The 13,252-nt window shown below is 61.9% G+C and carries 13 protein-coding genes; 8 read left to right on the plus strand and 5 right to left on the minus strand.

Annotated features, from left to right (window positions below):
• Window positions 1-48 precede the first annotated feature (48 nt).
• From X756_RS153585 to X756_RS153570, 4 genes are all read right to left on the minus strand, one after another.
• Window positions 49-948 carry a family 16 glycosylhydrolase gene (locus X756_RS153585; protein ID WP_023729641.1) on the minus strand — a complete coding sequence of 300 codons (900 nt, stop codon included), beginning with the start codon at window positions 946-948 and terminating at the stop codon, window positions 49-51.
• 121 nt (window positions 949-1,069) lie between these two features.
• Entirely contained in the window at window positions 1,070-1,465 is a 396-nt protein-coding gene (locus X756_RS153580) for a hypothetical protein (RefSeq protein ID WP_023694203.1), read from the minus strand.
• Window positions 1,466-1,592: 127 nt separating this feature from the next.
• Window positions 1,593-2,615, minus strand: coding sequence for a glycosyltransferase family 2 protein (locus tag X756_RS153575; protein WP_023729642.1), 1,023 nt, complete (start codon window positions 2,613-2,615; stop codon window positions 1,593-1,595).
• Between the two features lie 142 nt (window positions 2,616-2,757).
• Window positions 2,758-3,882, minus strand: coding sequence for a nucleotidyltransferase family protein (locus X756_RS153570; RefSeq protein ID WP_023729643.1), 1,125 nt, complete (start codon window positions 3,880-3,882; stop codon window positions 2,758-2,760).
• A gap of 482 nt (window positions 3,883-4,364) precedes the next feature.
• Here X756_RS153570 and X756_RS1000000167365 point away from each other — a divergent pair, with 482 nt between their 5' ends.
• The 6 genes from X756_RS1000000167365 to X756_RS153545 all read left to right on the plus strand — a co-directional run bounded on the left by X756_RS1000000167365 (window position 4,365) and on the right by X756_RS153545 (window position 10,087).
• Window positions 4,365-4,517, plus strand: a complete 153-nt coding sequence (locus X756_RS1000000167365) for a lasso RiPP family leader peptide-containing protein (protein WP_023684233.1) — start codon at window positions 4,365-4,367, stop codon at window positions 4,515-4,517.
• 161 nt (window positions 4,518-4,678) lie between these two features.
• Window positions 4,679-4,948, plus strand: coding sequence for a PqqD family protein (locus tag X756_RS153565; protein WP_245261017.1), 270 nt, complete (start codon window positions 4,679-4,681; stop codon window positions 4,946-4,948).
• Window positions 4,949-4,973: 25 nt separating this feature from the next.
• Entirely contained in the window at window positions 4,974-5,348 is a 375-nt protein-coding gene (locus X756_RS153560; protein ID WP_245261015.1) for a lasso peptide biosynthesis B2 protein, read from the plus strand.
• A gap of 3 nt (window positions 5,349-5,351) precedes the next feature.
• On the plus strand, window positions 5,352-7,271 hold the full coding sequence (locus X756_RS153555; protein WP_023729644.1) for a lasso peptide isopeptide bond-forming cyclase: 1,920 nt from the start codon (window positions 5,352-5,354) through the stop codon (window positions 7,269-7,271).
• On the plus strand, window positions 7,268-8,245 hold the full coding sequence (locus X756_RS153550) for an HPr kinase (RefSeq protein WP_023729645.1): 978 nt from the start codon (window positions 7,268-7,270) through the stop codon (window positions 8,243-8,245). The genes X756_RS153555 and X756_RS153550 overlap by 4 nt, the downstream gene beginning before the upstream one ends.
• Before the next feature lie 6 nt (window positions 8,246-8,251).
• A complete protein-coding gene (locus X756_RS153545) occupies window positions 8,252-10,087 on the plus strand; it encodes an ABC transporter ATP-binding protein (RefSeq protein WP_023729646.1) in 1,836 nt (611 codons plus the stop codon).
• Between the two features lie 47 nt (window positions 10,088-10,134).
• On the opposite strand, the gene X756_RS153540 is transcribed toward X756_RS153545, so the two are convergent.
• Entirely contained in the window at window positions 10,135-10,407 is a 273-nt protein-coding gene (locus X756_RS153540; protein ID WP_023711266.1) for a hypothetical protein, read from the minus strand.
• A gap of 607 nt (window positions 10,408-11,014) precedes the next feature.
• On the opposite strand from X756_RS153540, the gene X756_RS153535 reads away from it, so the two are divergent.
• Window positions 11,015-11,692 (plus strand): sugar transferase, encoded by a 678-nt coding sequence (locus X756_RS153535; RefSeq protein ID WP_023668816.1) that lies wholly within the window; start codon window positions 11,015-11,017, stop codon window positions 11,690-11,692.
• 218 nt (window positions 11,693-11,910) lie between these two features.
• Window positions 11,911-13,134 (plus strand): polysaccharide biosynthesis/export family protein, encoded by a 1,224-nt coding sequence (locus X756_RS153530; protein WP_032999377.1) that lies wholly within the window; start codon window positions 11,911-11,913, stop codon window positions 13,132-13,134.
• Window positions 13,135-13,252 lie beyond the last annotated feature (118 nt).

The following is a 13,252-nucleotide window of genomic DNA, read 5'->3' on the forward strand; positions in this document are numbered from 1 at the left end:
TAATTCCTGTTCACGCCCTTTGGCCTTATATGGCCGGGCCGGTTCAGATTACTTTATGCTGCTTACACTGCATGCCAACGATTCCGGAAACTGGCACGGCTGGCCGAGTGCGGTGAAGGCGACGCGCTGCACCTGCATCGTCACCTGGCGGCCGGGGTCCGAAAAGGCGCCCATCCAGTTATTCAGCGTGTCGCTGCCCCAGAGGCTGAAGAATATCTTCTGCGAGTGGGTCGGCAATTGCTCGGGATTGGTCACTTCCTGGACCAGCTTGCCGTTGACGTACCAGCGCAGCCGGTCCTTTTCCCAGATAAAAGCATAGTCGTTGAAGCCCTTGTCGGCGCCGCCTTCGACCTCGGCCAGCTTCTCGTTTTTGGGTTTGCCGGCGATGTAGCTGTTGACCTGCACCTTGGATGTATCCTTGGTCAGCACCTCGAAGTCGATCTCATACCAGGGCTGTTTGTCGGCAGGGCCGATATAGGTGAAGAAAGCGGCGTTGAGACCGGATCCGGTGTCGGTCTTCATCCGTGCTTCATAGGTCCCATAGCCGAAGCGCTGCTTGGTCTGGATCTCGGCGCAGGCGAACTCGCGGTCCTTCAGTTTGCGCTTTTCGAAGCCGAGCGTCAGCATGTTGTCGGAAACTTTTACCAGGCTTTTCGACCAGGTGCAGTTCTGGTGATTGCCGTTCGACCAGCCGTCGGAGACATACCAGCGCGAACGATCGAAACTCTTGAAATCGTCGACGAAGGACGGTGCGCTTTGCATCTCCGGGGAGGCGTCCTGGGCGCGGGAGGGGTGCGCGGCGCCGAGCAGAGCTGCGGCTGCCGCCAACAGAAGCGCACCAACGGATAGAAGACGCGTTGGGAATACAAGACGCATTGGCCGATTTGGCCGCGCGGAAATCATGGCATCGATTGCCGCCATGGGCGTCGTCTTCGGATCTGCGTTCATATCAATTCACCTTTGTGCTGTTCCGCCCCAACCCAAAGTCACCGATTGGCCCACATTGCTAACGGGCCGATCCCGATCCTCCGTCCCCGAACTTTCTCTTCTGTGTCTCGTGTGACCGTGTTCAGCCGAAGCGACCTGCGGGTTTGACATATTCGCCGTGCGAATCAGAACCCTGGCCATCCTCGCCGACGATCGCGTCGAGCGAATGACGCAGTTCCTTCATCCGGCTCGTCTGGCGCACCAGCTCGGCGATGCGCTGTTCGCAGTTCAGGATGGACTTCGTCAACTCGCCGACTTCCGACAGCTTGCTTGCCGACGCCGAGCCGTTCTCCATCGACTCGACCAGGAAGGCCGCGTTGGTGGACTTCGACCGGTAGCGGGCCTCCAGCCCGGTCTTCTCGGCCGCAATCTCGGCCGTGATCTGATCCAACAGCTTTGCCAGACGGTCGAAACGCGCCAGATCGGTCTGCTTGTCGCGCGCTGGGTCCCTGGACCTGAAGCCGAAAATTGAAGCCATCCGGTTGGCCTTCCAAAATTGCTGCACCGCAACATACAGTGCCATTGTCGGGGCGTGTAGGCAACCTCCGAGTTTCAGAAAGGCAATTTTTTCAGCCTTGCGGCCGCCGTCCCGGACCTGGCGGAGCCTACTTTTGCGCCGCCGTGCTGGTACCGGCCATGAGGAAGCGCAAGGGCGGCACCGGCTGCTGCCGCGGGGGCAGACCGGCGTGGCGAAACAACGCATCGAGCTTGTCGGCGGCCACGCCGACAACGATGGGAATGAGATTCGACTGGCTGGCCAGCGCGTAGGCGGCGGCAGACGCCATGCCGCGCTCGGCCTTCACATCGAGAAAATTGCGCAGCCGGTATTTGTCACGCACATGCCGCTCGTGCTTGCGCAGCAGGGCCTTGGAGCCTTCCGGCAGGCTGTCGATCTTGAGCAGTGCCAGATCCGCATCGGCGAGGCGCTTCAGATCCTGTGTCTTGTGGCGCCCGCTCAGCGAATCGGCGCGCACGATCGCGCCATAGCCGCAGGAACGGATGACCTTGAAGCGTGCGCCAAGGGCAAAGGCGCGGGCGTACAGTTCATAATCTTCGCCGAGACGCAGGTTCTCGTCGTAACGCAGCCCATGCCTGTCGAGGAAAGCTCTTGATATCACCGGCTTGAGAAAGCCGAGTTCGCCGCGCTGGACACGCCGTCTGGAGATGTTGCCCTCGATGAACCGCTCGAAGTCGAGGAATTCCGGGTCCGCCGAAAAGGACGGGGCGACGATCTTAGAGACGTCGGTCGCCGTATCGTCACGGATCAGCATGATGTTGTCGGCGGCGAAATCCCAGTCGGTGCTGGCAAACAGCTGGCGAAACCGTCCCTGAAGGAAGAAATCGTCGGCGTCGAGAATGCTGATGAAAGGCGATTTCGACCCGGCAATGGCGGCATTGCGAGCGAAGGACGGGCCGCGATTGACGTCGAGCCGGATGACCGAAAGCCGACCGCTGCCATCGTCGGCAGCGCTGGCCACTTTTGCGGTGTCGTCGGTGGAGGCGTCGTCGACGACAACGACTTCCGCCACCTCCGGCTCGCGCAGCGCCGAGGCGATGGCTGCGGGAATGGTCCGGGCCGCGTTGCGCGCCGCGATGATCACGCAGACCCGGGATTCTGTCATGGACATAGGGTGGCCTTTCGATTGCATAAATTGTCGCGAGGCCCCTCGCCCTCCCGGCGCGCGGCGCCGGACCCCGATCCATCCCCCGATCCATCCCCAGCGGATCGGGACGGAACGTTATCTGCCTGCTGCAAGACGACCCTCATCGTCACCGGCTTTCCCGCTCGAAAATCCGCCGGCTGAGGTCGGCTGACGCGGCCCAGCCGGCCTCGGTCAGATAGCGGACAGGTTCGCGGCCGCACAATTCCCACAAAACGGTGCGCCGTTGCGGCCATCGGAGCGACGACAGCCACGGCGCGATGACCATGTGGAACAGGTCTTCATTGCCGATGCGTGACAGGATCCTGGTGGCCCGATCCGACAGCAGCGTGCCGGCGCCACCAAGCAGCACATCGGCGGCGCGCAGGCCCAGCAGCAGGGTGTCAGCCAGCCCCTGCTCGGCCGCGTAGTCGAGCACAGTCTGCTGCTCGGCCTCGCTCAGCCGACTGGCAGCGGCCCGGATATCGCAGACATAGCCCGCGCATGGCTCGCGGTTGAACAGCGCCTTTGCGACACTGATGCAGGACAGAAGCAAAGTGTCGGAGGCCGAGATGAACGGCACGCTGGAGCCGGCGATCGCAAGCGCGCGCTTGCGGCGCAGGAACCCTTCCGTATCGCGCGGGCTGGGCGATCCCGGCTGCTGGAGCCGGTAATGGAGATCGACGGTGGACAATTTCCGACCCTGGCTGCGAACCATGTGCTGCTCGCCCAGAAAGCGCACCCACCAGACGGAGCGGGACTTGCCGGCGACCTCGTAGCCGATCGAGCGCAGCGCATCACGAGCTCTAAAGAAGCCGGCCGGCGACACCAATATGTCGACATCTCCGGACGGCTTCATGAAATGGTCGCCATAGAGCAGTTGCTGCTGGAGGGGGCCCTTCAGGAAGACGAAATCGATGCTGCTGCCGCGCAGCGCCTTGTCGATGGCCATCGAATCCATGATGCCGGACGAGTTCATCGCAATCGTGCGCCGGCGATAAGTGTCGAGCCACTCGAGCAATCCCGGCGGCGTCTCGCCCGCCGGTGGGCGCGACAGCGCCTTCAGCATGAAGGTGGCGACCTTGTTCAGCCTGGCGATATCGCAAACATCGGCAACGGAGACGGCCGGTGCAGGCGCGGCGCTGGGGCTCGCCCCGGAGGCGAAGAACAGCCGCAGGCAAGCCTGCACATAGGCCACTTCGTCGGCGCAGCCAGCGGCGCGCAACCTTTCGAAGGTCCCTTCCTGCAATGCCATTTGCTGCAGCATCTCCGCAAAAAATTCGCCAGGCGCGTTATATTGCAACTGCGAAGCAAAGCATCGCCAAATTCATGCGCCGCGTCCAGTTTTTCCTTTGGAGACAATTTTCCTGCAACCTGGACGTCTGGCGACACAGTCGTACAACGTGATGCAAGGCGTCGCCTGATCGGAGCCTCTGCCGACACGTCAGCAACAATCTTGTGGGAACGCGCCGGCGCCCCAAATGACGAGCATCGACTAGAAAATATGTAATAAAATCAGTTTCTTAGTTAAGCACCACGGACACTGCGCTGAAATCGCCTAGGCTGTGAAAATGCAAGCGGTTTTGATCACCATTGAAGGCTACCGGAACCGAGAATTGATTAACGGCGGGTAAATCAGGCTTGACTCATAAATGCTGCCATGCAGCTATTGCGGTGCAGCAATAGCTCGCTGCCGGCAATCGACAGGCCGCTTCCAGTCCACAAGTGGAGAGTAAATTGGAACAGAATGTTGAAAAGCATGAGTACGAAACCCCTAGCCTGACGGTCCACGGCTCGATCGAGACCATCACGCAAGGCGGTAGCGGTACTACGGCACTCGACGCCTCGTTTCCGGCACATACGCCGGTCGGCGAACTCACCTTCTCCTGAGTATTCTCTCGTTGGGGTGACAAAGTCCGGACTCTGCAAACAGAGCGCACTAAGGAGAGTCGGGGGTCAAACCCCGGCTCTCGCGTCTTTGTCCGGAATTGCCGAAGCGTTGGTTGTGAGCGAGGTTTAGGATGGACTGGAACCCCACGGACCATGATCGGATGAGCGCGAGCAAGGATGCCGTGGCCTGCGAATTCGGCAACGGCCTGGCGCTGCTCGATATGAGGTCCAACATCTATTACAGCCTGAACAGCGTCGGCGCCTTTATCTGGGAGCTGATCCAGGAGCCGCGGCCGATTTCCGAAATCCGCAGCGCCGTGCTGGATCGCTACAATGTCGATCCGGAACGCTGCAAGGCCGATGTCGATGGATTGTTGAAGGGCTTGGCGGACGCCGGGCTTGCGAGGCTCCATGATGAGGAACTTGTCTAGAGCTTTCTCACTGAGCGGGCCGGAGATGCTCTTTCTCGCCCACTGCCTTGCGGTGGTCGTGGCGGTGCGGCTGGGGCTGACGCTGCTTTCCTACAACAAAGTGCGCCGCATGGTGACCCGGCTCGACGCGCGCGAACCAGCCGACATCGGCGATCTCAGGCGTGTCGCCTGGGGCGTGGCTGCGGCTGCCCGCCTGGTGCCTGGCGCAAGCTGTCTGACCCAAGCGCTTTCCGGCCAATATTTGCTTGCCCGCCAGGGCAACGCCTCAAAAATCCGCATCGGCATCGAGCGCGATACCGGCACCGAGTTGAAGGCGCATGCCTGGCTGGTCAGCGGCGACCATATCGTGCTCGGTGGCTCGCTTGGCAGGTTTAACCATCTCGTCGACCACGGCCAGTGAGCGATGAGCGGCGTCGCCGGAATTCTGCTGAGGCAGGAAGGCAAGCCGGCCGCCGCGGCCGACATCCAGCGCATGCTTGCCCGCATGCAACATCGCGCGCCTGACGGCAGTTCGTGGTGGATGGACGAGGGCGTCGTTCTTGGCCACGCCTGGCTCAACACCACCGATGAAGCCGGCCCCGGCCCGCTGACCATGGCCGGCGGCAAGCTCGCGATCACCGCGGACTGCCGGCTGGACAATCGCGACGAATTGCTGGCCAGGCTTGGCATCAGGGACAGTTCGGTTGCCGACGCCGTGCTGTTGATACGCGCCTATCTGCGCTGGGGCGAAGCCTGCCCCGAGCATCTGCAAGGCGACTTCGCCTTTGCCATCTGGGATGGCGAGCGCCGGCAGCTGTTTTGCGTGCGCGACCATTTCGGCGTCAAACCGTTCTACTATCATTCGAGCGACCGGCGCTTCGTCTTTGCCTCGGAGATCGGGCCGATCCTCGATGCCGGCGGCGTCGACATGCGCATCAGCGAACACCAGATTTCGGGATTCCTGGCCGGGCTGCCCGATAATCCGCAGTCGACAGCCTATGCCGATATCTTCCGCCTGCCGGCGCGCCACAGTCTGACCGTGACCGGCAAACAGGTGGTGCTGCGTCGCTACTGGCAGATCGAACCCTCGCCAAGGCAGATGCGATCGGATACGGTCGAGGAATTCCGGCATTTGTTTTCGCAATCGGTCCGCAACCGTATGCGCGGCACGCCTGCGGTCGGCGCAATGCTGAGCGGAGGGCTCGATTCCTCCTCGATCGCCTGCGTGGCGGGCCTTCAGAATGCCGCGCAGAGAAAGCCGAGGCTGCCGACCTTCTCGCTGGTGTTCGAAAAGGGTTCGCCGATGGACGAGCGGCCTTTCATCGAGGCAGTGCTTGGACAGGAGAAGGTCGACGGCACTTTGATTTCCGTCGGCAACTACGCGCCCTTCGCCGAGTTCGAACGCATTCTGGAAGAGCAGGAGGAAACGTTCCTGGCGCCCGGCCTGTCGTTGACCCGCGACATCTACAGGACCGCCGGCGCCAAGGGCATGAAGGTGCTGCTGGACGGCCATGGCGGCGACGAGGTGGTTTCGCAGGGCCACGGCCATCTGCACGAACTCGCCTATGCCGGCAAATGGATGGAGCTGTGGCGCGAGCTGCGCAGCGCCTCCAACACCTATGGCGACGGCATGCTCGGCCTCTACTACCAGTTCCTTACCCTTTACGGACCGGCCTGGCGCATCGCGAGAATCAAGCGGTTCGCGAACCGCGTGCTTGGCAAATTGCGGCGCCATCCAACTGGGCGGCCGGCGACGAGCTGGCGCGGCCTGATCAATCCGGACCTGGCGATGCGCACCGACCTCGTCGAGCGGTTCCGCAGGGCCGGCTACATGCCGCCCGCGGTCAGCGCCAGCGAGACCTTGACCCATCGCTGGCTGCTGTCGAACGGCATGGTGCCGCACGCCTTCGAGGTTCTCGACAAGGCCGCCGCCAATTTCGGCGTCGAGCCGCGCTACCCCTTCTGGGACAAGCCGCTGGTCGAGTTCTGCCTGGCGCTGCCCGGCGCGGAAAAGCTGAACCAGGGCTTTGGCCGCTCGGTGCTGCGCCGCGCCATGGAAGGTATCCTGCCGCCGGCGGTGCAGTGGCGGCGCGACAAGATCGATTTCACCTCGAACCTGGTCAAAGGCATGCTCGGCAATCACCGTGATCTCCTCGACAAGGTGCTGGTAGCGGATGCGGCGCTGATCGCGCCCTATGTCAATTTGCCCGAAGTGACAGCCGCCTATGGCCGCATCGCGCGGCAACCGGACGAAGCCACCCTGCCCGATGTCCAGTATGTCTGGCGTTCGATCGCGTTGTCGCTGTGGCTAAGGCAGGTGCAACAGCGCGGGAGCCAAGCATGACACTGGCCAACATGCCACTCACCGCCGATGCGATCCGCGATGCCGGCCATCCCAAGGCTCGCGCGCAACGCTTCTACAGGGCTTATGGCCTGACGATCGGTTCGCAGGTCGAATTGCCCGAGCTGGAGCCGAGCGCGCCGGCGGCGGTCGATGTGGTGATTACAGTCGGCCCGATCGACTTGCCAAAACCCTCGCCCGAGACCGGAACTGCTTTCCGCTTCGAGGCGCGGCAGCAATATCTGGCATGGCAGACGGTCGGCGCGTTCCTGATTACCGATGCCTGCCGCATCGAGGTGGAGCCGGCGCCTGATGTCGACGACGCGCTGCTGGCGTTTCCGCTGCTCGGTCCGGTCATGGCACTGCTCCTGCACCAGCGCGGCCTGCTCATCCTGCACGCCAGCGCCATTGCCGTCGGCGTCAAAAGCGCTGTTTTCATGGGCGACAAGGGCGCCGGGAAATCGACGACGGCGAGCGCGATGATCCGCGCCGGCCATCGCTTGCTGACCGACGATGTCGTGGCGCTCGATCTCACGGACCGGCCGATGATCGTTCCGGGTTTTCCGCAGCTGAAACTCGCCGCCGATGCGGCCGCCGCGTTTCCCATCCGCCAAGCAGAAATACGCCCGCAGGTGCATGCGGCGATCGACAAGATGCAGCATCGCCTGCACGCCGGATTTGCGGCAGACGCGGTGCCGGCGACCCGGATCTATATCCTCGAGCGCAGCGACAAAGCAGCGATCACGGCGCTGCCAGGCATCGGCGCCCTGCCGGCAATCATCAAATTTTCCTATGTGACGCGTTTCGGCCGTCCAGCCCTGGTCGGCGATTTTGCCACGACACATCTTCGCCAATGCGCCGCCCTGGCCAGCCAGATCGGCGTCTGTCGCCTCGAAGTGCCGACCGGGCTCGACCGTATCTGCGAAGCCGTCGCCCTGATCGAAAACGATCTGGCGGCCGACAAAGGACCGCGGTGAGCTGACATGTCCGCATCGCAGATCCTTCGCTTTTCGTTTTACCGCGATGTCGCCGGCTTCGGCGCCGCCATGGCCCGGATCGGCGGGCGCAGGACCTTCACGGCATTGCTGTTCCTGATCCTGGGAAGCCTGACCGAAGGCATTTCGATCCTGCTTCTGGTGCCGCTGCTGCATCTGGTCGGGCGACCCGAGCAGAATTTCGCGGTCAGGTTGCCTGACCGCGACTGGGTGCGCTGGCTGGCGCCGGACGTAACGCTGCAATTGACCACGGTGCTTTGCCTGCTGGTCGGGCTTGTCGCGCTGCAGGCGGCGTTCAACCGTTATAAATCCGTCTACATGGCGCGGCTGCTGCTCGACTTCATCAATCGCCTGCGCATGAACCTGTTCGAGAGCATCGGCAAGGCGCGGTGGGGGATATTCGCGCGCATGCGCAGCTCGGATCTCGACCATGCGCTGACCGGCGATATCGACCGCGTGCAGTCGGCGGCGTTCTCGCTGCTGATGCTGGTGCAGATCACCGTGCTTTTGGCGGGTTATCTCGTTGTCTCGCTGTTCATTTCGCCAGTGATGACGGCGTTTGCCATTGTCGTCGGCATCGTCACCTTCCTGGCGCTGCAGCCGTTTCGGGCACGAGCCAGCGCCTTCGGCCGGGTTTTGACCAGCAATCGCCAGGAGCAGTACCGAACGGTCTCGGAGTTCCTCGGCGGCATCAAGGTGGCCAAGAGCCTGAATGTCGAGGCGACCTATTACGCGCAGCTTCGCGCGACGCTGGAGAAGATGAAGGCCGACAACATCAACTATGTCCGCAACAGCACCATCGGCACCGCTCTGTTCCAGGTGGCCAGCGTCATTGGTCTGAGCCTGTTCATCTATGTCGCTTTGGTCCGCTTCAACCTCTCGCTGGCCGAGATCGTTGTCCTGCTTCTGGTGTTCATGCGCATCGCGCCGCGTTTCATGGACATGCAGATGCAGGCGCAGCAGGTGCTGATCAATCTGCCGGCCTATGCCTCGATGCGCGACATGCAGGCGCGTTTCGATGCCGAACGCGAGCCGGCAAACCTCGGATCGGATGCCAAGCTGTCGCTCGATGTCGGGCTCAACATCCGCAACGTCTCCTTTGCCTATGAGGCCGGCGGCAAGCCGGTGGTGAGCGATGTGACGTTTGGCCTTCCCGCCGGCAAGGTAACGGCGCTGATCGGTCCGTCAGGATCGGGCAAGAGCACGCTTGCCGACATGCTGCTTGGCCTGCTCGAACCGAGCGAGGGCAAGATCCTGGCCGATGGCGTCGAGATCGGCGCGGCCAACCGCCGGCGCTGGCGCGACCAGGTGGCGTATGTGCCGCAAGACGTGTTCCTGCTGCACGATACGATCGCCGCCAATCTGCGCCTTGCCGCGCCGCAAGCCACTGACGCGGAGCTGTGGACTGCACTGCGCGCTGCGCATGGCGCCGACTTCGTCGAGCGGCTGGAGTTGCGGCTCGACACGGTGGTCGGCGACCGCGGCGTCCGGCTCTCGGGCGGCGAACGCCAGCGCATCGCGCTGGCGCGCGCGCTGCTGCGCAAACCTTCGCTGCTCATTCTCGACGAGGCGACCAGCGCGCTCGACTGGCAGAACCAATCCCTGATCGCCAAGTCGATCGACGGCTTGCGCGGATCGATGACGATCCTGACCATTGCGCACAGGCCATCGATGATCGCCTTCGCCGACTGGGTGGTTGCAGTCGAAAACGGACGAATCGTCGAAGTCGGGCAATATCAGAGGTTGAAAGCGAAGGCCGGCAGCCGCCTGTCGAAAATGCTTTCAGGCGAGCAATCGGAACCCGAGCCGGCCGAAGCAGGCTGAGTCCGGCTGCAAGATGATCCGAGGCCGACCTTGCGGCTTCAGACTGCTCAATGCACGCTGCGCCTCGCCGAGAGCTTCTCGCCTTCAACCGCCTTGTCGGCGCCGAGGCTTCTTTCGGCGTCGCGAGCCCTGTCGGCCGATGTCGGCGCGCTCCTGGCGATCATAACATACACCAGCAGGAAATAACCGACTTGGATGAGGACAGCGCAGCCGATGACGCGAAGCACCGTTGTGGTGACCGTCGCGCCGTCGACATAGGACCACGCGACCACGATCGCGAGGGCGAAAACCATTCCAATGACGAATTTTGGTAATGACATGTTCGGCGGCCCGTCAACCGGCCCGAGCATGCAAAAGCGATGACTTACCCACCCGAGTATCTCCCCATTCGCCATGCGAGCTTATTTAGCTGCTCTTTTTCGGCCGGTTGCTTCCGGCCTTCCCAACCCATCCAGACTCTATCAGGAATAATTTGCGACTCTATTAAGGCGCGAAACTGACGGCAAGGGCAACCTGCAATAATTTTCGGCTTGGCGGCGGCTTGGACTCCGCCATGCTGCGATGCACACGCAGGGGTGATGACCTAACTCGTCATGCGCTTTATACTACAGTAGAATCTACAATGTTGATTAGGATTTTACTTGATTAATTTAGCAAAGCCAGTGATTCGAAAATCAGTTAAAGGCGTTCCCTCTGCGGCAAAGGACGATTTGCCCAAAACCCGCCGAAAAAAGGCATTACATTTCCTACGGTTGCTAATTATTCGTCACAAACCCGCCATAAAGGGCAAAATTTGGGCAAGGAGCGTTTATTATTTAGTCAATTCCTGACGTGACTATTTCAGCCATATGGGAAATTGTGTGTTGCGCTGCAGCATTTTTTTGGTATCGTGGCATAAACCATCCGTTCAACGTATGGAGCTTTTGCATGAGGGACGTTGCCAAGTCGGCCAATGCGGCATTTTCGCATGTCGGCGTAGATTTTCCGCCACCCATCGGCGGGCTGCTGAAGCGCAGTTTCGATATTTTCGGTTCACTTGTCGGCCTGGTGGCGCTTAGCCCGCTGTTCCTCATGGTGGCCCTTCTGGTCAAGCTTTCCGACGGCGGCTCGATCTTCTACGGCCACAAGCGCATCGGACGCGGTGGGCGGATTTTCCCCTGCCTCAAGTTCCGCACCATGGTCGAAGACGGCGAACGTGTGCTGGCCGCCTATCTCGCGGCCAATCCGGAAGCCAACGCCGAATGGATCGCGACCCGCAAGCTGAAGAACGATCCGCGCGTCACCCGCGTCGGCGCCGTTCTGCGCAAGCTCAGCCTCGACGAGCTGCCGCAGATCATCAACATCCTGCAGGGCGACATGAGCCTTGTCGGGCCTCGCCCGGTGGTGCGCGACGAGCTTGAGATCTACGGCAGCGCCGCGGTCTATTATTTGAAGTCGCGGCCGGGCCTGACCGGGCTCTGGCAGGTCAGCGGACGCAACGATGTCTCCTATGACAGTCGCGTCGCGTTCGACCGTCACTATGTCGAGAACTGGTCGCTGTTCGAAGACGTTCGCATCATCCTCAAGACCGTGCCTGCGGTGTGGATGTCGCGCGGTTCCTACTGACCGACCGCAACTGGTCAGCAATCGGGCCGGTACGGCCCGAAGCCAATCCGGTCCAAAGCTATTCGGCGATGGGCCGGTCTCGCATTGCAGCCATAGTATTCTGCCAGGTTCCGAAGGAGGCACTCGGCAGCAGGCCTATCGGGCGGATGGGGCCAAAACGGATCGGAAACGTTCAGTTGAAAACAGACATATCAGCGTATTTTCGCCTTGCCGGCCCGATGCGGCCGGCACGGCTCGTCGCCACGTGCCTCGCTCTGTCGCTCGCGGTTCCGGCCATGGCCGACGAGTACCGGCTCGGCTCGCAAGACAAGCTCAACATCCGCGTCGCCGAGTGGCAGACGGTGGAAGGCACGTTCCGTGACTGGTCGGCGGTAAACGGCGAATATTCGGTCGGTCCAGCCGGCAATTTGTCGGTGCCGTTCGTCGGCGAACTGCCGGCCGCCGGCAAGACCACGTCGGAGGTTGCGGCCGCGATCAGCGTCGCCCTGCAGCGCAAGCTTGCCTTGTCGGACAAGCCGGAAGCCTCGGTGGAAATGGTGCAGTTCCGGCCGTTCTACATCTCGGGCGAGATCCAGACGCCTGGCCAGTTTCCCTATGTGCCGGAGCTGACCGTGCTCAAGGCGATCAGCATCGCCGGCGGCATCCGGCGCAACGCCGATTTCGGCACCCAGCTCGGCAAGGATCTGATCACCGCCAAGGGCAATTTCGACATTTATGACGACCAGCGCGTGCGGTTGATCGTCAAGCGTGCCCGCATCGATGCCGATCTCGCCGGCAAGGAGAGTTTCGAGGCGCCTAAGGAAGTCGAGGGCGACCCGCGCCTGGCGACAATCGTCTCCGACGAAATGCAGATCCTGATCTCCGACCAGAAAGCGTTGAAGCTGAAGCTGCAGGCGCTTGACGATCTGAAAGGGGTCCTGCAGTCCGAAATCGAGGCGCTGCAGAAAAAGATCGTCAACCAGCAAAAGCAGGTCGACTTGGCGCAGCAGCAGGCGGACAGTATCGGTCCGCTGGCGCAAAAGGGCCTGGTCGCCAACGCACGCCTGCTTTCCTCGCAACAGTCGGTCACCGATCTGCAGGGCAAGATCCTGGACTATGAGACGGCGATCCTCACCGCCAAGCAGTCGGTCAGCAAGGCGACGCAGGATGCCATCGATGCCCAGAACACGTTGAACTCGAGACTTGCCGCCGACCGGCAGCAGGTCGAAGCAGACCTCAACGAAGCCGCACTCAGGGTCAACATGCAACAGGGCCTGATGGCCCAGGCATCGGACCCGGCCACGACCGCCGCCATCACAAACAACAATGAAGGGCCGGCGCTCATCTATTCGCTGGTGCGCGTGACCGACGGCAAGACCAGCGAGATCGACGCCAAGGAAGATACGCCGGTGCTGCCGGGCGACGTCATCAAGGTGAAGCTGGCGCCGACGGCCAGCCAGTAACCTGTTTGTTTGGAGCAATTCCGGACGGAAAACCGTTTCCCACTTTTCCCGGAATTGCTCTAGCGCTCGGGCTCGCTCGGCGAGGCCCGCGCGATGGAGGCGGGAGGACCAGTTCGGC

This window comes from Mesorhizobium sp. LNJC405B00 (assembly GCF_000502615.1).
Lineage (GTDB): Bacteria > Pseudomonadota > Alphaproteobacteria > Rhizobiales > Rhizobiaceae > Mesorhizobium.

What these genes read in the sequence shown, in the direction of transcription:
- X756_RS153540 (WP_023711266.1), bottom strand. Translation starts at nt 10,407, where the DNA reads ATGTCATTACCAAAATTCGTCATTGGAATGGTTTTCGCCCTCGCGATC.
- X756_RS153585 (WP_023729641.1), bottom strand. Translation starts at nt 948, where the DNA reads ATGAACGCAGATCCGAAGACGACGCCCATGGCGGCAATCGATGCCATG.
- X756_RS153565 (WP_245261017.1), top strand. Translation starts at nt 4,679, where the DNA reads ATGAGCGCGAGCAAGGATGCCGTGGCCTGCGAATTCGGCAACGGCCTG.
- X756_RS153575 (WP_023729642.1), bottom strand. Translation starts at nt 2,615, where the DNA reads ATGTCCATGACAGAATCCCGGGTCTGCGTGATCATCGCGGCGCGCAAC.
- X756_RS153545 (WP_023729646.1), top strand. Translation starts at nt 8,252, where the DNA reads ATGTCCGCATCGCAGATCCTTCGCTTTTCGTTTTACCGCGATGTCGCC.
- X756_RS153570 (WP_023729643.1), bottom strand. Translation starts at nt 3,882, where the DNA reads ATGGCATTGCAGGAAGGGACCTTCGAAAGGTTGCGCGCCGCTGGCTGC.
- X756_RS153555 (WP_023729644.1), top strand. Translation starts at nt 5,352, where the DNA reads ATGAGCGGCGTCGCCGGAATTCTGCTGAGGCAGGAAGGCAAGCCGGCC.
- X756_RS153535 (WP_023668816.1), top strand. Translation starts at nt 11,015, where the DNA reads ATGAGGGACGTTGCCAAGTCGGCCAATGCGGCATTTTCGCATGTCGGC.
- X756_RS153530 (WP_032999377.1), top strand. Translation starts at nt 11,911, where the DNA reads ATGCGGCCGGCACGGCTCGTCGCCACGTGCCTCGCTCTGTCGCTCGCG.
- X756_RS153560 (WP_245261015.1), top strand. Translation starts at nt 4,974, where the DNA reads ATGCTCTTTCTCGCCCACTGCCTTGCGGTGGTCGTGGCGGTGCGGCTG.
- X756_RS153580 (WP_023694203.1), bottom strand. Translation starts at nt 1,465, where the DNA reads ATGGCTTCAATTTTCGGCTTCAGGTCCAGGGACCCAGCGCGCGACAAG.
- X756_RS153550 (WP_023729645.1), top strand. Translation starts at nt 7,268, where the DNA reads ATGACACTGGCCAACATGCCACTCACCGCCGATGCGATCCGCGATGCC.